The organism is Pseudomonas sp. JS3066 (genome assembly GCF_036328175.1).
Taxonomy (GTDB): domain Bacteria; phylum Pseudomonadota; class Gammaproteobacteria; order Pseudomonadales; family Pseudomonadaceae; genus Metapseudomonas.
Window position 1 is genome coordinate 5,027,912 of the sequence record NZ_CP143312.1, and the last position, 19,578, is coordinate 5,047,489.

The following is a 19,578-nucleotide window of genomic DNA, read 5'->3' on the forward strand; positions in this document are numbered from 1 at the left end:
GTTAGCCTCTTTCAGGGCAGGTGCCCGGCACCTGCGGTAAACGTTGATCCAGTAGCTGGTGCAGTGCCGACTCGGCCGGCCAGTTCCGCAGGAAGCGCGCGCGGTCGCGAGCATAGGCCCTGGCGAAGCTGCGCTCGCTACGATGCTGGTACACGGCATCGAGATCGATCAGGGTCCAGCGGCCGTCCTGCCAGAACAGGTTGTAGCCCTTGAAGTCGCCGTGACTGATGCGCTCGCGGATAAGCGTAGCGAACAGTCGGTCGAGAGCTTGCAGCTCGGCTTCCGGTGGAGCACCAGCCCCATCAGGATTGTCCAGATAGGGTCGAAAACGGGCGATTATATCTTGCCCGGAGAGATATTCGGTAATCAGGTAGGCCCGGCCGCGCAGCCAGAGAAAACGCCGCTCGAGCACAGCCAGCGGACGTGGCGTGGCGATGCCAAGGAACTCCAGACGGTTACCCTCGCGCCAGCTGTGCCAGGCGCGACTCGGGCGCCAGAAGCGCGTCAACCAGTGCAGCAGGCCCTTGATGTTGTAACGCTTGACCAGCAGTTTGCGTCCGTCGATCTGGACTTCCGCCACCGTGGCAGTAGCCCCTTGCTTCAGCGAGCGCCCTTGCTCAAGCGCGGCGTCCGGCGCCTGCAGCAGCCTTTCGAGCCCTGCTTCTGTCTCCCGACGAACCGCGCGCAGGCCGAATGCACCGCGAACGACACTGAACAGGCTGCAATCGCGAGCGATCTTCTTCATATAGTCGCCAAGACGCCATTGCCGCATCCGGGCAATTTCCTTTTCCAGCGCCTCCAGCGGCAAGGCATGTTCGCCATTGACCAGCAGGTACTGCACCAGCAACTCCTCCAGGAACGGGTCCAGCTCCGCCGGCAGCTGGGCGAAGAACACACCCAGGTTGGCCATGACCTTATCCCGTGGAAGCGGACTGCCGGGTGTTTCGGCGCGGATGCCGCCACCATCGATCACCTGCAGCTTTCCACCATGGCGCAACAGATTGTCGAGGTGCAGGTCTTCCTGGGCGAGCCCGGCCAGATGCAACCGGGCGATGGCGCCAAGTGCCTCGCCCAGCACGGCCTGCTGACCGTCGGACAGCGGCGCGTCACGCTCGACCTCGCGCCAGGCATCCCAAAGGCTCTCCGCCGACTCCAGGTACTCGAACAGCAGCCAGCCGCCCTGCCCCGCTTGATGCCCCTCGCTCAGAAGCTCCGGGGTATCGATGCCGTGCTCATGCAGCGCGCGGGCACCTGAGAGCTCACGATGGAAGTGCCGCTCGGCCTTGCCGCCGACCAGCAGCTTGGCCAGCACCCTGCGTCCTTGCCACACCGCCACGCCCACATAGCGCTGCCCGGGCAGCACCCGCAGCAGGCTCTGCAGCTCCAGGCCGCCAGCTACGTCGAGGCGAATGGGAAGTTTCGGGCTGCGTCCTGCCCGGGCCAGTTCCGCAAGAGTCATTGCTCGCGTTCCTTATTGCGACGGCGTCTGGCGAGACGAGCCAACCAATCGCTGACCTCGGCCGAATCCCGCGGACGTTCCAGATAGCCCGCCAGCAGCTCGCGCACCTCGGCCTCCCCCCAGGCGTCAGCCCGGCGAACCAGGGCTTCCAGGTCCTTGACGCGATCCCGACGACCCAGCAATAGCGGACGGGTCTTTTCCAGGTCGATCAGGCAGGCCTCGAACCCGTCCTGGGTTTCCCGCAGGAAGACATGCTTGGGATAGAAGCAGCCATGCACCTGGCCGGCGCTGTGTAGACGCCGCGCCAGAATGGCTACGGCGGCGAGGAGGGTCGCACGCTGAACGGCGGCCATCCCGCCCCACAGCTCGAGGTAACTGGCAAGCTCACGCCAGCCGTCCAGAGCGCGGGACACCAGGATCGCGCGGCGCTCGCCATCGATCTGGCGGGTACCGAAAAAGGCCGCCTGCAGAGCCGGAACGCCCAGGTCCTGGTAACGGCGGATATTGCGGAATTCGCGGGCGAAGGTGGGTTCGCCAAAAGGTCGCAGCACGCTTCGGCTGAGAAAGTTGCTCTGCCGCTTCAGATAGTAGGCGGCATCGCCGAGATCCAGGCGGAACACGCTGCTCCAACCTCCGCGGCCGGTGTTGGGCGCATCCACCGCCTCCAGGCGCAGCGCCCAGAGCGAGTCGAAGCTGTCCAGGCCATGGCGGGCGAGGATCTCGCGATCGGCCGCTGCGATGAAGTCGCTCATTCGCGTCCCTCGAAGAACTTGAGAATCTGCCGTATCCGGCGCTTGTCGTTGCGTTCCAGGCCCGGTCGATCCTGGTACTGCAGGTAGAAACGCAGGCGCTGGCTGCGGCTCAGGTGGTACTTGGCAACCTTGTCCAGACAAGCGAGGTCCTTGATGACCCGGTAGTGCAGGAAAGGCCCCCACCAGAAGGTGCCAGTCGGGCAGTCGATCAGGAAAAGTTCGCCTGTTTCATCGACCAACAGGTTGCGCCACTTCAGGTCGTTGTGGGCGAAGCCGTGGTCATGCAGGCAGCGAGTAGCCTTGGCCAGTTGCCGGCTGACACGGTCAACCCAGCGCGGATCGGCCAGGCGCGGATCGCCCTGCTTGGCCAGCTCCGCCATGTCGACCGTACCCTTGAGCTCCTGGGTGATCAGCGCACCACGGTGGAAAGCACCAGCGCGGCGCTCCTGTCCCCAGCCCACGACGGGAGCGGTCGGAATACCCCACTTGGCGAAGTACTTGAGGTTCTGCCACTCGGCCTTGACCCGCGGCCGGCCCAGCCAGCGACGCAGCCCCTTGCCCGCGGCCCAGTAGCGTTTGACGTAGTAGCGCACTCCACGGTGTTCCACCCGCAGCACTTCGGATAACGGGTCGCCCGTGATCCAGTCGCCTTCCAGAGCGAACACCTTGTCGAGGTCAGCGAACAGCTCGGCGACGTCGGCATCCAGCCCCTCAGCCAGTTTCCATTGGCTCACGCCTGTCCTCCCTCGGCGTACTTTCGTTCATAGCGCGAGAGCAGGCGCGCGGCCTTCTGCTCGAGCCAGGACAGCAGGACGGCTTCATCCTTCAGCACCTGGCGCAATGGCTGGCGAAAATAGGTCTTGAGGAAACGCAGCTTGTCGCGTCGGGTCAGGCCGATGTTCAGCGCCGAGAAATACAACCCGGCCAGGTCCTTGTTACGCCAGCGCCGGGGCGTTGCCACACGGGTCTGTGCGCGATGCAGGTCGATCAGCGACAGCTTGAATTCGTCGGCCGTGACCGGACGGGCGGTGTGCAGCAGGAAGTGGCAGATATAGCAGTCGCGGTGATTGACCCCGGCACGGTGCATGGTCCCGGTCATGCGCGCCACCTCGTCGATGAGCGCCCACTTCAGTCGCACGGGCGGCGGATTTCGCGGCCAGTCGACACAGTAGTCTTCAAGGCTGATGGTGGGCGCCAGCTCTTCGGTGACGATGAACGAGTGCTGGCGCGCCGGGTTGCCACCACGCTCGCCGAACGCCACGGCGGTCATGGTCGGTACGCCGGCCTCATGCAGCCGCTGGATGGCCGCCCACTCCTGGCCGGCGCCGAGTACCGGGGCCTTCGCTGTGACCAGGTTCTTGATAATTTCGCCCCAGCCGATGCCACGGTGAATCTTGACGAAGAAGCCCTCGCCATTCACCTCGGTGCGCAGCGTGCGGCGGCCTTCCAGCTCGCGATAGACCTCGCCCTTGAGCGCTTCAACCTCGTCAAAGGCATCACGCCCGGCCCAGAGGCGCTCGAAGGGAGGTTTGAGGACAAGCTTCATGGGCGCTCCGCGAGGATAACGTCCGCTGCGCGCTGCGGCATGCTGTAGAGGTCGGCGCTGTCGGCGAAGGCCAGGCCGCTGGCGCTCCAGTGCGCACGGGCGGCCTGGTCGGCGAGCATATCGGCGAGCAACTGGTTGAGCGCCTCCTGATCGAAGGGGCCGGGCAGCACGCGGCCGCTGTCGGCCTCGGCAATGTAGTGGGCGTAGCCGCAGACGTCGGTAACCAGCACCGGCAGACCGGCGACCAGGGCTTCCAGCAGCACGGTGCCGGTGTTCTCGTTGTAGGCCGGATGGATCAGCAGGTCGGCGCCCAGCAGGAAACGCGGGATATCGCTGCGCCCCTTGAGGATGTCCACCTGGTCGGAAATTCCCAGGGTCTTCATCTGCAGCAGGAAGGGCTTGGGATCATCCTGGCCGATGACGATCAGGCGAGTACGCTTCTTCAGCTCGCGTGGCAGCGCGGCTACGGCCTTGAGACTGCGATCCAGGCCCTTGGTCTTGAAGCCCGAACCGATCTGCACCAGTAGCAGGTCGTTGTCGCCCAGTTTGAACTCACGACGGAACTCGGCGCGGATTTCCGCGGCGTTGGCCGGAGCACGGCGGTCAGCGGCGATGCCCGGCGGGAGCAGATGGAAACGCCCGGCCGGAGTGGCGTAATGCTTGACGAACAGCGGTTGCTGTACCTCGGAGATCATCAGCACTTCAGTCTTCGATTCGGGGGCGAACACCGCGCGCTCGTAGTCGGAGAAATGCTTGTAGCGGCCCCAGCGGCGGTAGAGGCCATTGCGCAGGTTCTGCGCCTTGTCCTCGAAACAGGGGTCGGCGGCATAGTAGACGTCCAGCCCAGGCATCTTGTTGAAACCGATCACCCGGTCCACCGGACGCCGAGCCAGATCAGCCTCGACCCAGGCGGTGAATTTCTCATTGCGCTTGTGGTTGAACAACGCCTTGACCGGCGCGATCAGAACCTCGAAACCTTCCGGGATATCGCCTTCCCAGATCATCGTATAGACGCGAACGGCATGCCCACGGCGCTGGCACTCCAGGGCGATGCGCATGAAGTCGCGCTGCAGGCCACCGAAGGGGAAGTACTTGTAGAGCACGAATGCCAATTGCATCAGTGGATATCCTCGGTCAGCAGCAGGGCTTCCAGCTGGGTCGCCACACGCTGCGGATTCAGCCGGGTAAAACATAGCGGCTGTTCGCGCTTCAGGTCGAACAGGCGAATATCCTCCGCCGTCGGCTTGTAGACACAGGTCTTCTTCAGGCAGGGCGCACAAGGGAAGTCGCTGCCCAAGTGGATCTGCGACCGTCCATAGGCGCCGGTGAAGCCGGGATTGGTCGGACCGTAGAGCGACAGGGTCGGCACATCCAGCGCAGCGGCAAGGTGCCCGAGGCCAGTGTCCACCGCCACACATGCGCGGGCCCCGGCTACCACCTTGGCCATTCCCGCCAGGGATAATCTGGGGAGCACTGCGGCCTTTTCCAAGCCTTCGGCGATGCGTTCGGCGCGGGCCTTTTCCGCCTGGTTACCCCACGGAAGGCGCACATGCCAGCCATGATCGCAGGTGCGCTCGGCGAGCTCGCGCCAGTACTTCTCTGGCCAGTGCTTGGTTTCCCAGGTGGTGCCATGGAGGAACAGCAGATAGGGCGAACCATCTGGAGCATCAGCGAGCTGCGAACGGTTCAAGCCGTAATTGCCCACACCTTCCGGTACGCGGTAGTCCAGGGCCTGCGCGAACAGCTGGCGCACGCGCTCGACGGCGTGCTGCCCCCAGGCCACAGGATAGCGACGGTCATAGAAGTGGCTGGCCAGCGGCTCACGGGCAGAATCGCGATCCAAGCCAACCACAGGGGCTTTGGTATAGCGCGTCAGCAAGGCACTTTTCAGCAGGCCCTGAGCATCGATCACCAGGTCGTAGCGGGTTTCCCGCAGGCGGCGCTTGAAGCGACGCCACTCGCCGCTCCTGAGCGTCTGCCAGATGTTCTTTCGCCAGCGCCGAACGGCCACCGGGATGACGTGGGCCACGGCCGGGTGCCAGGCCGGGATCTCGGCAAAACCTTCCTCGACAACCCAATCGAACTGGATGCCGGGAATAGCACGAGCAGCATCGGTCAGTGCCGGCAGGGTGTGGATGACATCGCCCAGTGAAGAAGTCTTGATCAGTAGTACCCGCACTCAGCGACTCTCCACCAGTTCGAGCGGGTCCGGCACCAGGCGGTCCAGGGCTTCGATCACCGGACGCGGCTTGAGCTCGCGCAGGCAGTTGTAGTGGCCGAAGCGGCAGGTTCGTTCGAAGCAGGGACTGCATTCCAGACCAAGTCGGACGATCTCCACCTGCTCGGCCAGAGGCGGTGTGAACTGCGGCGAGGTCGAGCCGTAAACCGCCACCAACGGACGCGCGAGTGCAGCAGCCACGTGCATCAGCCCGGAGTCATTGGACACCACGGCGCTGGCGCAGGAGAGCAGGTCGATGGCTTCCGCCAGACTGGTTTCACCAGAGAGATTCACCGCCTCCTCACGCAGACCTGGGATCAGGCGCATGCGGATGTCTTCGCCGCCCGGGTGGTCGTTCTTCGAGCCGAACAGCCAGACTTGCCATCCGGCGCGGATCTTCAGCTCAGCCACCTTGGCGTAGTGCTCGGCGGGCCAGCGCTTCGCTTCGCCGAACTCCGCCCCCGGGCAGAGCGCCAGCACCGGGCGATCCAGGCCAAGGCCGAACTTGGCCAGTGCCGCGTCGCGGCTGACCGGATCGATCCGCAGCGAAGGGCGCGGATAGGGCTTGGGCAGCTCGACGTCGGGCTCGAAGGCCAGGGCCATGAAACGCTCGATCATCAGCGGGTAGCGAGACTTGTCGAGCGTACGAATGTCGTTCAGCAGGCCGTAGCGCATCTCGCCCTTCCAGCCAGTGCGCTTGGGAATGTCGGCGAACCAGGGCACCAGGGCCGACTTCAGCGAGTTCGGCAGGAGGATCGCCTGGTCATACTGCCCCACCAGGGATTTGCCGATCTTGCGCCGGCTGGCGATATCCAGCACACCGTGGCCAATCGGGAAGCTCAGGGCCTGGCGCACTTCAGGCATGCGCTCGAGGATGGGCCGGCTCCACTCAGGGGCCAACACGTCGATCTGACAGTCGGGATGGCGGGCTTTCAGGCACTGGAAGAGTGTCTGCGCCATCACCATGTCGCCGACCCAGGAGGGTCCTACGATGAGAATCTTCATAAAGGCAGCTTCAAGCCTCAAGCGACAAGCCGCAAGCTCCAAGCGGCGGTCACCACTTGCAGCTTGCGGCTTGCCGCGTGCAGCTTAGTCGGATTACTTGACTAGGGTGCGCCACTCGCCGTGGGCGGAGGTCTTGCCGGTCACCAGGTCGAAGTAGGCTTTCTGCAGCTTCTCGGTCACCGGACCGCGACGGCCGATGCCAATCTTGCGACCGTCCACTTCGCGGATCGGGGTGACTTCAGCGGCGGTACCGGTGAAGAAGGCCTCATCGGCGATGTACACCTCGTCACGGGTGATGCGCTTCTCGACCACCTTGATGCCCAGCTCGCCGGCCAGGGTCAGGATGGTTCCACGGGTGATGCCATTGAGGCAGGAAGTCACTTCCGGGGTGTACACCACACCATCCTTGACCAGGAAGATGTTCTCGCCCGAACCCTCTGCCACGTAGCCTTCCGGGTCCAGCAGCATGGCCTCGTCGGCGCCGCCGGAGATGGCTTCCTGCAGGGCCAGCATCGAGTTGATGTAGTTGCCGTTGGCCTTGGCGCGCGTCATCGAGATGTTGACGTGGTGGCGAGTGTAGGAGCTGGTGCGCACCTTGATGCCGTTGACCAGCGCTTCTTCGCCCATGTAGGCGCCCCAATGCCAGGCGGCGACGATTACATGGACCTTCAGGCCGGTAGCGCGCAGCCCCATGCCTTCGCTGCCGAAGAACACCATTGGGCGCAGGTAGGCACTTTCCAGGCCGTTTTCACGAACGGCGGCGCGCTGCGCTTCGTTGATTTCTTCCTTGGAGAATGGAATCTCCATGTTGAAGATGTGGGCGGAGTCGAACAGACGGTCGGTGTGCGCCTGCAGGCGGAAAATGGCGGTGCCGTCCGGGGTGTTGTAGGCGCGCACGCCTTCGAACACGCCCATGCCGTAATGCAGGGTGTGGGTCAGGACGTGAGTGGTTGCTTCGCGCCACGGCACCAGTTCGCCGTCATACCAGATCACGCCATCACGATCGGCCATCGACATATTGCCAGCTCCTCAAGAATTCGATTGGTTCAGCCATTCGAGTCAGTTCAACCCCAACTCGCGCCAGATCCGCGTCACGCCTTGGCGCTCCGCGTGGAACTGGTCCCCGCGCACCACCCCCGGCTGCTTTTGCAGGGCCTGGCGGTGAGCCGCTGAACGGTAGGCTTTGTAGGCCTCCTGCAGGAGACGAACCTCGTCGCCTGCCAGCAGTTTTGCCTGTTCCAGGCCATCCAGGATGCGGATGTTATCGGTGTAACGAACCAGCTCGGGATGCTGTCGTGACCAGGCCAGGGCCGCATATTGCACCATAAATTCGATATCGACGATACCGCCGGCATCCTGCTTCAGATCGAAGGCCGCCGCGGCCTCGAAGGCATTCTGCCCCGTGCCGGCGCCGGTTTCGCGAGTACCGAGGTTGTCACGCATCTTGGTCCGCATCTCGCTGACCTCGACACGCAGCGTGGCCAGGTCGCGCTCACGACCGAGCACCGCCAGGCGAACCTGTTCGAACGCAGTGGCGACGCGCGGGGAGCCCACAAGCACCCGCGCGCGCACCAGCGCCTGGTGTTCCCAGGTCCAGGCCTCATTCTCCTGGTAGCGCTGGAACGCACCGAGGGAACTGACAAGCAGGCCCGCCGCACCCGACGGGCGCAGGCGCATGTCCACCTCATACAGGGCGCCGGAAGTGGTCTGGGTCGTCAGCAAGTGAATGATTCGCTGGCCCAGGCGGGTAAAGAACTGCGCCCCGTCGATGGGCTTGGCGCCATCGGTTTCGGCCTGCGGGTCGCCGTCATGGATGAATACCAGGTCCAGGTCCGAGCCGTGGCCGAACTCCAGGCCACCCACCTTGCCGTAACCGACGATGATGAAATCCGGGTCGCAGAGGCTGCCATCAGCGCGCTTGGGCGTACCGTGCTTGGCTACGGTATGGCGCCACGACAGCGCCAGAACCTGGTCAAGGATGGCCTCGGCAAGCCAGGTCAGGTAATCGCTGACCTTCATGAGCGGCAGCGTGCCGGCGATTTCCGAAGCGGCCACGCGAAGGCTGTGGGCCAGCTTGAAATGCCGCAAGGCTTCCATCTGCTGTTCCAGGTCGTCTTCGGGAATGCGCGTCAGGCGCTCGCGCAGCTCGGCAGCCAGCTCGGGAGCCAGCGGCGGACGATAGAGACGCCCTTCATTGAGCAGCTCATCCAGCAGTAACGGGAAGCGAGTGATCTGCTCGGCGATCCAGGGGCTGGCAGCGCAGAGCTCGATCAGCCTCTGAAGTGCACCTGGGTTCTCGGTCAGTAGAACCAGATAGGCGGAACGCCTTGCCACCTTCTCCACCAGGGGCAGTACCCGCTCCAGCACCAGGTCGGGCTTTTCATGCTCAACGGTCAGGTTCAGCAGGCGCGGAATGAAGGCATCCAGCCGCTCACGACCAAGACGCTGCATCGCTCGCACCTGAGGGCCGTTGCGCAGGTCCGTGAGTCGACGCCAGGCGGCGCCAGGCTCGGCAAAGCCAGCCTCACCCAACTGTCGGCAAGCGCTCTCTTCATCCAGCGCCTCTTCCCAGAGCGGCAGCCATTCCCCACCGATGCAGCTTTCGCCGTCGCCGCCCTCTTCTTCATCCGGGTCGGCGATCACCTGCTGGAAGTGCCATTCGACACGCCCGCGCCAGTGCATCAGGCGCTCGTGAAAGGCTGCCCAACCATCGAATCCCATGATGAAGGCCACGCGCGCGCGATCGAGGTCGTTGTCCGGCAGCATCTGGGTCTGGCGGTCGGCAATAGCCTGCAGGGCATGCTCGGTATAACGGAGGAATTCGTAGCCCTCCTTCAGCTCCGCCACCACTGGCGACGGAAGATAACCCTGGCCTTCCAGCGTATTCAGGACCGTCAACAGCGGCCGCTGTTGCAGGCTGAGGTCGCGACCACCGTGGATAAGCTGAAACGCCTGGGCGATGAACTCCACCTCGCGAATGCCGCCGGAGCCTAGCTTGACGTTCTCGGTCATGCCCTTGCGGCGCACTTCCTGCTGGATGAGTTGCTTCATCGAGCGCAGCGCCTCGATGGCGGAAAAGTCCAGGTAACGGCGATAGACGAAGGGGCGCAGCATTTGCAGGAGTTGGGCACCAGCAGCCTGGTCACCGCCCACGGTCCGCGCCTTGATCATGGCGTAGCGCTCCCAGTCACGCCCCTGGTCCTGGTAGTACTGCTCGAGCGCATTGAAGCTGAACACCAGCGGACCGGAGGAACCATAAGGACGCAGACGCATGTCCACACGGAAAACGAAACCGTCCACGGTTATCGCATCCAGCGCCTTGATCAGTCGCTGGCCGAGGCGGGTGAAGAACTCCTGATTATCCAGGGCGCGCTTGGCACCCTCAGTCTCGCCACCTTCCGGGTAGCCGAAGATCAGGTCGATATCGGAAGACAGGTTCAGCTCGAAGGCACCCAACTTGCCCATACCCAGCACTACAAGATGCTGCGGCTGGCCAGAGCGCCGGCCGATCGGCGTTCCGAACTGAGCGCAATGTCGGCTGTAGAGCCAGTGGTAGGCCAGATCGATGCACGCGTCAGCGAGGTCGGAGAGGTCACGGCAGGTTTCCGCCAGATCGGCCTGCCGGGTCAGATCGCGCCAGATAATGCGCAGTTGCTGGCGATTGCGATAGCGGCGCAGGCGTCGGCCGAGATCATCCTCTTCCGTGCAGTCCTCCAGCAGCTCCGCGACCTGGTCGCGCAGCTCGCCAGGTGCCAGCGGCCGTTCCAGCTCACCGGTAGCCGCCAGAGCCAGCAGCATTGCCGGATCACGCTGTGCCTGATCGGAGACGAAGTCACTGGCCGCAGCGACGCGGGCGAATGCCTGCTGCCGCTCGTCGGGCCAACTATCGAAGTCCGGCGTTCGCTCGGCGAGGGCAACACGGACGGCAGACAACGCCCGATCGGCGCTGGGCTGGAGGTTGGCCGACAGGTCGGCCAGCGGCGGCAGGCTCATGGTCTATCCTTTCTGGGCTGCGGGCCGAGGCTGGACCCGTGGCTGGCGCAGCGGTGGCGGAACAGCTCTAACTCGGGGCCTTCAGCCGACTGCGCCTCGCAGTCTGTAGTTTTACTACGAAAGATTGTATCCAGAGGGCTGAAACCTTCGTCGATTTGTAGTAAAACTACACGAGCCCGGTTCTACCCCCGGTAACAAGAATTTCGCCGCGACCGCCCCACAAGGCCGGCCGTGACCACTGGCATCCGATTCTGGAAGCCTTTCCGCCCTGGAGCAAGCCATGCAAGACCTCGATCCCGTCGAAACCCAGGAATGGCTGGATTCCCTGGAGTCCGTACTCGACAAAGAAGGCGAAGACCGCGCGCACTACCTGCTGACCCGCATGGGTGAGCTGGCGACCCGCAGCGGCACCCAACTGCCCTACGCCATCACTACGCCGTACCGCAACAGCATCCCGGTAACCCACGAAGCACGCATGCCCGGCGACCTGTTCATGGAACGCCGCATTCGCTCCATGGTGCGCTGGAATGCCCTGGCAATGGTGATGCGCACCAACCTGAACGACCCGGACCTGGGCGGTCACATTTCCAGCTTCGCTTCCTCGGCAACTCTCTACGACATCGGCTTCAACTACTTCTTCCAGGCTCCCACCGAAGAGCATGGCGGCGACCTGATCTTCTATCAGGGCCACGCCTCCCCCGGCATCTATGCCCGCGCCTTCATGGAAGGGCGTATCAGCGAAGACCAGATGGTCAACTTCCGTCAGGAAGTGGACGGCAAGGGCCTGTCCTCCTATCCGCACCCCTGGCTGATGCCGGACTTCTGGCAATTCCCCACCGTATCCATGGGCCTCGGTCCGATCCAGGCGATCTACCAGGCACGCTTCATGAAGTACCTGGAAAGCCGCGGCTTCATCCCCGCCGGCAAGCAGAAAGTCTGGTGCTTCATGGGCGACGGCGAGTGCGACGAGCCGGAATCCCTCGGCGCCATCTCCATGGCCGGCCGCGAGAAGCTGGACAACCTGATCTTCGTCATCAACTGCAACCTGCAGCGCCTCGACGGCCCGGTTCGCGGCAACGGCAAGATCATCCAGGAACTGGAAGGCGTCTTCCGCGGAGCCCAGTGGAACGTCAACAAGGTGGTCTGGGGTCGCTTCTGGGACCCGCTGTTCGCCAAGGACACCAACGGCACCCTGCAACGTCGCATGGACGAAGTGGTCGACGGCGAATACCAGAACTACAAGGCCAAGGACGGTGCTTACGTCCGCGAAAACTTCTTCAACACCCCGGAACTCAAGGAAATGGTGCAGGACCTTTCCGATGACGAGATCTGGAAGCTCAACCGTGGCGGCCACGACCCCTACAAGGTCTATGCGGCCTACCACCAGGCGGTCAACCACAAGGGCCAGCCCACTGTCATCCTGGCCAAGACCATCAAGGGTTACGGCACCGGTGCGGGCGAAGCGAAGAACACCGCTCACAACACCAAGAAGGTCGATGTCGAGAGCCTGAAGCAGTTCCGCGACCGCTTCGACATTCCGGTCAACGACGCCGACCTGGAAAAGCTACCCTTCTTCCGTCCGCAGGAAGGCAGTGCAGAATACAAGTACCTGCATGAGCGCCGCGCCGCCCTGGGTGGCTATGTGCCGCAGCGTCGTGTCAACAGCTTCAGCATCCCGACTCCGCCACTGGAAACCCTCAAGGCCATCCTCGACGGCTCGGGTGATCGTGAAATCTCCACCACCATGGCCTTCGTGCGCATCCTGGCGCAGCTGGTCAAGGACAAGGAACTGGGCCAGCGCATCGTCCCGATCATCCCGGACGAAGCCCGTACCTTCGGCATGGAAGGCATGTTCCGCCAGCTGGGTATCTACTCCTCGGTCGGCCAGCTCTACGAGCCCGTCGACAAGGACCAGGTGATGTTCTACCGCGAGGACAAGAAGGGCCAGATCCTCGAGGAAGGCATCAACGAAGCAGGCGCCATGTCCTCCTTCATTGCCGCCGGTACCTCCTACAGCAACCACAACCAGCCGATGCTGCCGTTCTACATCTTCTATTCGATGTTCGGCTTCCAGCGTATCGGTGACCTGGCCTGGGCAGCCGGCGACAGCCGCGCCCGTGGTTTCCTGATCGGCGGCACCGCCGGCCGTACCACCCTGAACGGTGAAGGCCTGCAGCACGAGGACGGCCACAGCCACCTCATGGCGGCCACCATCCCGAACTGCCGCACATACGACCCCACCTTCGGCTACGAGCTGGCGGTGATCGTGCGTGAGGGCATCCGCCAGATGGCCGAAGAACAGCAGAACATCTTCTACTACATCACCGTGATGAACGAGGCCTACACCCAGCCGGCGCTGCCGGCAGGTGCCGAGGAAGGCATCATCAAGGGCATGTACCTCCTCGAAGAGGACAAGAAGGAAGCCGCGCATCACGTGCAACTGCTGGGTTCGGGCACCATCCTGCGCGAAGTCCAGGAGGCGGCGAAGATCCTCCGCGAGCAGTTCAACGTCGGCGCCGATGTCTGGAGCGTCACCAGCTTCAACGAGCTGCGCCGCGATGGCCTGGCAGTCGAGCGCCAGAACCGCCTGCACCCGGAACAGAAGCCGAAGCAGACCTATGTCGAGCAGTGCCTGAGCGGCCGCAAAGGCCCAGTCGTGGCCTCTACCGACTACATGAAGCTGTTTGCCGACCAGATCCGCCAGTGGGTCCCGAGCAAGGAGTACAAGGTACTCGGCACCGACGGTTTCGGCCGCAGCGACACCCGCAAGAAACTGCGCCACTTCTTCGAAGTGGACCGTTACTGGGTGGTCCTGGCAGCCCTGGAGGCCCTGGCAGACCGCGGCGAGATCGAACCCAAGGTTGTGGCCGAGGCCATCGCCAAGTTCGGCATCGATCCTGAAAAACGTAACCCGCTGGACTGCTGAGGAGACGCATTGTGAGTGAATTGATTCGCGTACCCGACATCGGCAGCGGCGAAGGTGAAGTGATCGAGCTGTTCGTCAAGGTTGGCGACCGCATCGAAGCCGATCAGAGCCTGCTGACTCTGGAGTCCGACAAGGCCAGCATGGAAATCCCGGCCCCCAAGGCCGGCGTGATCAAGAGCCTGAAGGTCAAGCTGGGCGATCGCCTGAAAGAAGGCGATGAGCTTCTGGAGCTGGAAGTCGAGGGTGCCGCTGCTGCGGCGCCCGCACCGGCTGCGACTACTGCACCCGCTGCCGAAGCGAAAGCCGCCGCCCCTGCCCCGGCTGCCGCACCTGCGGCAGCCAGCTCCAGCGTGCAGGACATCAAGGTTCCAGACATCGGCTCGGGCGGTACCGCCAAGGTCATTGAAGTTCTGGTGAAGGCCGGCGACACCGTCGAAGCCGAGCAGTCGCTGATCACCCTGGAATCCGACAAGGCCAGCATGGAGATTCCCTCTCCTGTAGCCGGTGTAGTGGAGAGTGTCGAAGTCAAGTTGGATGCCGACGTCGGCACCGGCGACCTGATCCTCAAACTGCGCGTTGCAGGTGCAGCTCCGGCTGCTGCGGCGCCTGCCCAGGCTGCTGCACCCGCTGCCGCACCGGCACCTGCCGCCGCTCCGGCCGCAGCCCCTGCGCCGGCAGCCACCGCCTCAGTGCAGGACGTCAAGGTTCCGGATATCGGCTCGGCCGGCAAGGCCAAGGTCATCGAAGTTCTGGTGAAGGCCGGCGACACCATCGAAGCCGAGCAGTCGCTGATCACCCTGGAATCCGACAAGGCCAGCATGGAGATCCCCTCTCCCGCCGCAGGCGTGGTGGAGAGCGTCGAGGTCCAGCTGGACGCTGAAGTCGGCACCGGCGACCTGATTCTCAAGCTCAAGGTTGCGGGCGCTGCTGCTCCGGCTCCGGCCGCCGCACCTGCTGCCCAACAACCTGCGCACCGCGTACCTGAGGGTGCCCACCCGGTGGCTGCCGCCGAAGTCGCTGCCATCGCGGCCCTGGCTGCCGCCGCGGCGAACACCACCGGCGTACCGGCGCGCTCCAGCGGTGCCAAGGTCCACGCAGGTCCGGCGGTTCGCCAGCTCGCCCGCGAGTTCGGCGTCGAACTGAATGCAGTACCGGCCACCGGCCCCCATGGCCGCGTGCTCAAGGAAGACGTACAGGCGTACGTCAAAGCCATGATGCAGAAGGCCAAGGAAGCTCCGGCCGCGGCCTCCGCCGGTGCAGCCGGTGGCGCTGGCATCCCGCCGATCCCGGCGGTGGACTTCAGCAAGTTCGGCGAAATCGAAGAAGTGGCCATGACTCGCCTGATGCAGGTCGGTGCCGCTAACCTGCATCGCAGCTGGCTCAACGTGCCGCACGTGACGCAGTTCGACTCGGCCGACATCACCGAGCTGGAAGCCTTCCGCGTGGCCCAGAAAGCAGTAGCAGAGAAGGCCGGCGTCAAGCTGACCGTCCTGCCGCTGCTGCTCAAGGCCTGCGCCTACCTGCTCAAGGAACTGCCGGACTTCAACAGCTCCCTGGCTCCCAGTGGCAAGGCGCTGATCCGCAAGAAGTACGTGCACATCGGCTTTGCCGTGGACACCCCGGACGGCCTGCTGGTACCGGTGATCCGCGACGTCGACCAGAAGAGCCTGCTGCAACTGGCCGCCGAGGCCGCCGAACTGGCGGAGAAAGCCCGCACCAAGAAGCTGTCCGCCGATGCCATGCAGGGTGCCTGCTTCACCATCTCCAGCCTCGGCCACATTGGCGGCACCGGCTTCACGCCGATCGTCAACGCGCCGGAGGTGGCGATCCTCGGTGTGTCCAAGGCCGCGATGCAGCCGGTCTGGGATGGCAAGGCCTTCCAGCCGCGCCTGATGCTGCCGCTGTCGCTTTCCTACGATCACCGCGTGATCAACGGTGCCGCCGCCGCGCGCTTTACCAAGCGTCTCGGTGACGTGCTGGGAGATATTCGCACCATGCTGCTGTAACTCGTTGTAATTCGCGAGCACGCCACGCTCGTACCTCAACCCCGCCCCCCTGAGGCGGGGTTTTTTTTGACCACTCGAAGCCCCCTGTGCGCAAGCCGACTGTGCGACCGCGCACAATTTCCATCCGCCGTTTTCCACTCGCGAACTGCACCGTGCGGCATGCTTGCCAGTGCCATCATCATGATGCACCCTTGCCCGATGCTTTGAAGAAGTAGGCCGGCCCCTCTACCGGTCAGAGAAGTGGAAGCCCAGCGCCCGATGAAGAGCCATCCCGATGCCGCCAGCCGTACGGTGGCCGAGATAGTGACGCAGTTGCCCGTCCCCTCGCGACTGGGCCTGATGCGTTTCGAGCGGCTCAACGAGGCCAGCTGGGCGATGCTTTTCCTCGACCCGACTTGCGAGCGCGCCTTCGGCCTTCCGGCCAGCGAACTCTGTGCCCTAATCGACGCACCCTATGCCAGCCTGATGGAGCCGGAAAGTCGCTATCGGCTGCATGACGAGGTGCAACTGCAACTGGCCGAGCACCCCCATTACTCCATCCAGTACACCCTGCATTCGCCCAACGGCCCCTTGCGCCTGCAGGAAGTTGGCGAGTCGTTCCAGCAGCACGGACGTCAACTGCTGCGTGGCTACCTGCTGGTGGCAGGCGAAGCACCCGAACAAAAAGAGCGGCTGAAGAACCTTGATCTGGAAGCCCAGAACAGCCGACTACGCGCTTCTCTGGAGCTCTATCAGCGTTCCCAGGACGACCACCTGCAACACCTGATCCGATCCCGCGCCCAGCAGAGCCTGATCGTACGCCTGGCGCGCCATCGCTACAGTTCCAGCAACCCGGCTCAGGAAGCTGCACAGCTGATTACCCAGGCTGCCTGCGAGGCCTACGATGTGGCCCGTGTCGGCATCTGGCTGTTCGACGGCATCCAATTGAGCGCGGTCAGCCTGTTCCGTCGCGACCAGGATCACCACGAGCACCCGAGCGCGATGGAAATGAGCCAATTCCCGCGCTACCTCGAAGCGCTGCACAGTGGCCGTGCCATCGATGCCCACAATGCCCAGAGCGACCCGCGCACCAGCGAGCTGGCCAGGAGCTACCTCAAGCCGCAGGGCATTACCGCAATGCTTGACGCCAGCATCCGTATCGGGGGCGAGGTTGTCGGCGTGCTCTGCCTGGAACACATCGGTGCTCCAAGGGTCTGGCAGACCGATGAGATTGCCTTCGCCGGTGAGCTGGCCGACCAATTCGCGCAAGTGCTCGTGAACCAGCAGCGACGCCACGCCACCAGCGCCCTGCACCTCTTCCAACGCGCCGTGGAACAGAGCGCCAGCGCCTTCCTGCTGGTGGATCGCGACGGCCTGGTGGAGTACGTCAACCCGAGCTTCACCGCCATCACCCAGTACAGCGCCGATGAAGTACACGGCCGTCGCCTTTCGGACCTGCCAGCCCTGGAAAACCTCAGCGAGCTGCTGTTCGACACCAGTTCGGGCCTGGCCGCCTGCAACAGCTGGCAGGGCGAGTTCCGCAGCCGGCGCAAGAACCTCGAGCCTTACTGGGGCCAGCTGTCCATTTCCAAGGTGTTCGGTGAAGACGGTGAGCTCACTCACTACATCGGGATCTACGAGGACGTCACCCAGAGCAAGCTAGCCCAGCAGCGCATCGAAAAGCTGGCCTACACGGACAACCTCACCGGCCTCGGCAACCGCCCCTATTTCATCCGTACCGTCGAAGAGCGCTTCAACAGTGACCGCGATACGCCCCTCTGCCTGCTCCTGGTGGATATCGACAACTTCAAGCGGATCAACGACAGCCTCGGCCACCAGACCGGTGACAAGCTACTGGTGAGCCTGGCGCGGCGCCTGCGCAACAGCCTGAGCCCGAGTGGCATCCTCGCGCGTTTCGCCAGTAACGAGTTCGCCGTGCTGCTCGACGGGGCCGACCTGGAAAACGGCCAGAAGATTGCCGCCCAGGTGTTGCAGACCCTCGACAAACCACTGTTCGTCGACAACCAGCTGATCAGCGTCACCGGATCCCTTGGCCTTGCCTGCGCACCACTTCACGGGCGCGACCCGCAGACTCTGATGAAGCACGCAGGCCTCGCCCTGCACAAGGCCAAGGCCAACGGCAAGCACCAACTGCAGCTGTTCACCGAAGCGCTGAATGCAGAAGCCAGTTACAAGCTGTTCGTCGAGAACAACCTGCGCCGCGCCCTGGCACAGAACGAGCTGGAAGTCTTCTACCAACCCAAGCTATGCCTCAAAAGCGGTCAGCTGCTAGGCATGGAGGCATTGCTGCGCTGGCATCACCCGGAGAAGGGCATGATCAGCCCGGATCAGTTCATCGGCGTGGCGGAAGAAACCGGCATGATCATCCCCATCGGCAAATGGGTGATCCGCGAAGCCTGCCGCATGAGCAAGCGCCTCGCCGCCGCAGGACTGGGCGATCTGCAGGTGGCGATCAACCTGTCGCCCAAGCAATTCAGCGACCCCGACCTGGTAGGCTCCATCGCCGCCATCCTCCACGAAGAACAGTTGCCGCCGAAGCACCTGGAGCTGGAACTCACCGAAGGCCTACTGCTGGAAGCCACCGACGATACCCGGCATCAACTCAATGACCTGAAGAGCCTGGGCCTGACCCTGGCCATGGATGACTTCGGTACCGGCTACTCCTCACTGAGCTACCTGAAGAAATTCCCCATCGACGTGATCAAGATCGATCGCAGCTTCATCAAGGACATCCCTGAGAACCAGGACGACAAGGAGATCACCTCCGCCGTCATCGCCATGGCCCACAAGCTCAAGCTCAAAGTGGTCGCCGAAGGCATCGAGACCGCCGCCCAGCTGGGTTTCCTCCGCCGCCAGCATTGCGATGTGGGTCAGGGTTATCTGTTCGACAAGCCGATTTCCGGCAAGCACCTGTTCGAAAACCTCGGTCGTTACCCCTGCCGCAAGGGCACTTGAACAGCCGTTGAAAAACGACTGTGCAATCGGGGTAACATCGGGATTCATTGAATCCCGAGGAGACGGCTGATGGTCCTGCGTTCGCAAATACTCGCCCACAAACTCGAGCTGCCCAGCGCCGCTCAGGCCCTGCCAGGCCGCGAGACGCCAATGCCGGTGCCCGACAGTCACTACGTCAATGGCCGCCCGCTGCAAGGCCCCTTCCCCGCCGGCTTGCAAATGGTGCAGTTCGCCCTGGGTTGCTTCTGGGGCGCTGAAAGGCGCTTCTGGCAACAGCCGGGGGTCTGGACGACGGCCGTTGGGTATGCAGGCGGCCTCACCCCGAACCCCACCTACGACGAAGTCTGTTCCGGCCTGACCGGGCACACGGAAGTGGTACTGGTGGTGTTCGATCCGCAAAAAACCAGTTTCGACGAACTGCTGAAAGTCTTCTGGGAATCGCACAACCCGACCCAGGGCATGCGCCAGGGCAACGACGTCGGCACCCAGTACCGCTCCGCCATCTTTTGCTATGACGAAGACCAACTGACCGCTGCCAGTGCGAGCCAGGAGCGCTTCCAGGCGGAACTGGAGCATTCCGGATTTGGCACCATCACTACCGAAGTCCGCGAGGCGCCCACCTTCTATTACGCCGAGGCCTATCACCAGCAATACCTGGCGAAGAATCCCGGCGGCTATTGCGGCCTGGGTGGCACCGGCGTGTGCATGCCAGCCTGAA

The 19,578-nt window shown here is 63.6% G+C and carries 13 protein-coding genes; 4 read left to right on the forward strand and 9 right to left on the reverse strand.

What is annotated here, in order from left to right; all coding sequences use genetic code 11:
• Position 1: 1 nt before the first annotated feature.
• The 9 genes from SA496_RS23730 to glnE form a co-directional block, all read right to left on the reverse strand.
• Positions 2 to 1,459: a lipopolysaccharide kinase InaA family protein gene (locus SA496_RS23730; protein WP_120654198.1), complete on the reverse strand. Its 1,458-nt coding sequence runs from the start codon at positions 1,457 to 1,459 to the stop codon at positions 2 to 4.
• A complete protein-coding gene (locus SA496_RS23735; protein ID WP_153918138.1) occupies positions 1,456 to 2,211 on the reverse strand; it encodes a lipopolysaccharide kinase InaA family protein in 756 nt (251 codons plus the stop codon). Before SA496_RS23735 ends, SA496_RS23730 begins: the two co-directional genes overlap by 4 nt.
• A complete protein-coding gene (locus SA496_RS23740) occupies positions 2,208 to 2,945 on the reverse strand; it encodes a lipopolysaccharide kinase InaA family protein (RefSeq protein ID WP_120654196.1) in 738 nt (245 codons plus the stop codon). Before SA496_RS23740 ends, SA496_RS23735 begins: the two co-directional genes overlap by 4 nt.
• Positions 2,942 to 3,757 carry a lipopolysaccharide core heptose(I) kinase RfaP gene (gene rfaP, locus SA496_RS23745; protein WP_120654195.1) on the reverse strand — a complete coding sequence of 272 codons (816 nt, stop codon included), beginning with the start codon at positions 3,755 to 3,757 and terminating at the stop codon, positions 2,942 to 2,944. The genes SA496_RS23740 and rfaP overlap by 4 nt, the downstream gene beginning before the upstream one ends.
• Entirely contained in the window at positions 3,754 to 4,875 is a 1,122-nt protein-coding gene (locus SA496_RS23750) for a glycosyltransferase family 4 protein (protein ID WP_153918140.1), read from the reverse strand. The genes rfaP and SA496_RS23750 overlap by 4 nt, the downstream gene beginning before the upstream one ends.
• Positions 4,875 to 5,936 (reverse strand): lipopolysaccharide heptosyltransferase I, encoded by a 1,062-nt coding sequence (waaC, locus tag SA496_RS23755; RefSeq protein ID WP_120654193.1) that lies wholly within the window; start codon positions 5,934 to 5,936, stop codon positions 4,875 to 4,877. Before waaC ends, SA496_RS23750 begins: the two co-directional genes overlap by 1 nt.
• Positions 5,937 to 6,980 carry a lipopolysaccharide heptosyltransferase II gene (gene waaF / locus SA496_RS23760; RefSeq protein WP_120654192.1) on the reverse strand — a complete coding sequence of 348 codons (1,044 nt, stop codon included), beginning with the start codon at positions 6,978 to 6,980 and terminating at the stop codon, positions 5,937 to 5,939.
• Positions 6,981 to 7,073: 93 nt separating this feature from the next.
• Positions 7,074 to 7,997, reverse strand: a complete 924-nt coding sequence (locus tag SA496_RS23765; protein WP_120654191.1) for a branched-chain amino acid transaminase — start codon at positions 7,995 to 7,997, stop codon at positions 7,074 to 7,076.
• 42 nt (positions 7,998 to 8,039) lie between these two features.
• On the reverse strand, positions 8,040 to 10,973 hold the full coding sequence (gene glnE, locus SA496_RS23770; RefSeq protein WP_120654190.1) for a bifunctional [glutamate--ammonia ligase]-adenylyl-L-tyrosine phosphorylase/[glutamate--ammonia-ligase] adenylyltransferase: 2,934 nt from the start codon (positions 10,971 to 10,973) through the stop codon (positions 8,040 to 8,042).
• Between the two features lie 280 nt (positions 10,974 to 11,253).
• Here glnE and aceE point away from each other — a divergent pair, with 280 nt between their 5' ends.
• From aceE to msrA, 4 genes are all read left to right on the forward strand, one after another.
• Positions 11,254 to 13,899, forward strand: a complete 2,646-nt coding sequence (aceE, locus tag SA496_RS23775) for a pyruvate dehydrogenase (acetyl-transferring), homodimeric type (protein WP_120654189.1) — start codon at positions 11,254 to 11,256, stop codon at positions 13,897 to 13,899.
• 11 nt (positions 13,900 to 13,910) lie between these two features.
• Complete coding sequence (gene aceF / locus SA496_RS23780; RefSeq protein WP_330114567.1) at positions 13,911 to 15,905, forward strand: dihydrolipoyllysine-residue acetyltransferase; 1,995 nt, start codon at positions 13,911 to 13,913, stop codon at positions 15,903 to 15,905.
• A gap of 258 nt (positions 15,906 to 16,163) precedes the next feature.
• A complete protein-coding gene (locus SA496_RS23785) occupies positions 16,164 to 18,860 on the forward strand; it encodes a sensor domain-containing protein (RefSeq protein WP_330114568.1) in 2,697 nt (898 codons plus the stop codon).
• Between the two features lie 69 nt (positions 18,861 to 18,929).
• Positions 18,930 to 19,577: a peptide-methionine (S)-S-oxide reductase MsrA gene (gene msrA / locus SA496_RS23790; protein ID WP_120654186.1), complete on the forward strand. Its 648-nt coding sequence runs from the start codon at positions 18,930 to 18,932 to the stop codon at positions 19,575 to 19,577.
• Position 19,578 lies beyond the last annotated feature (1 nt).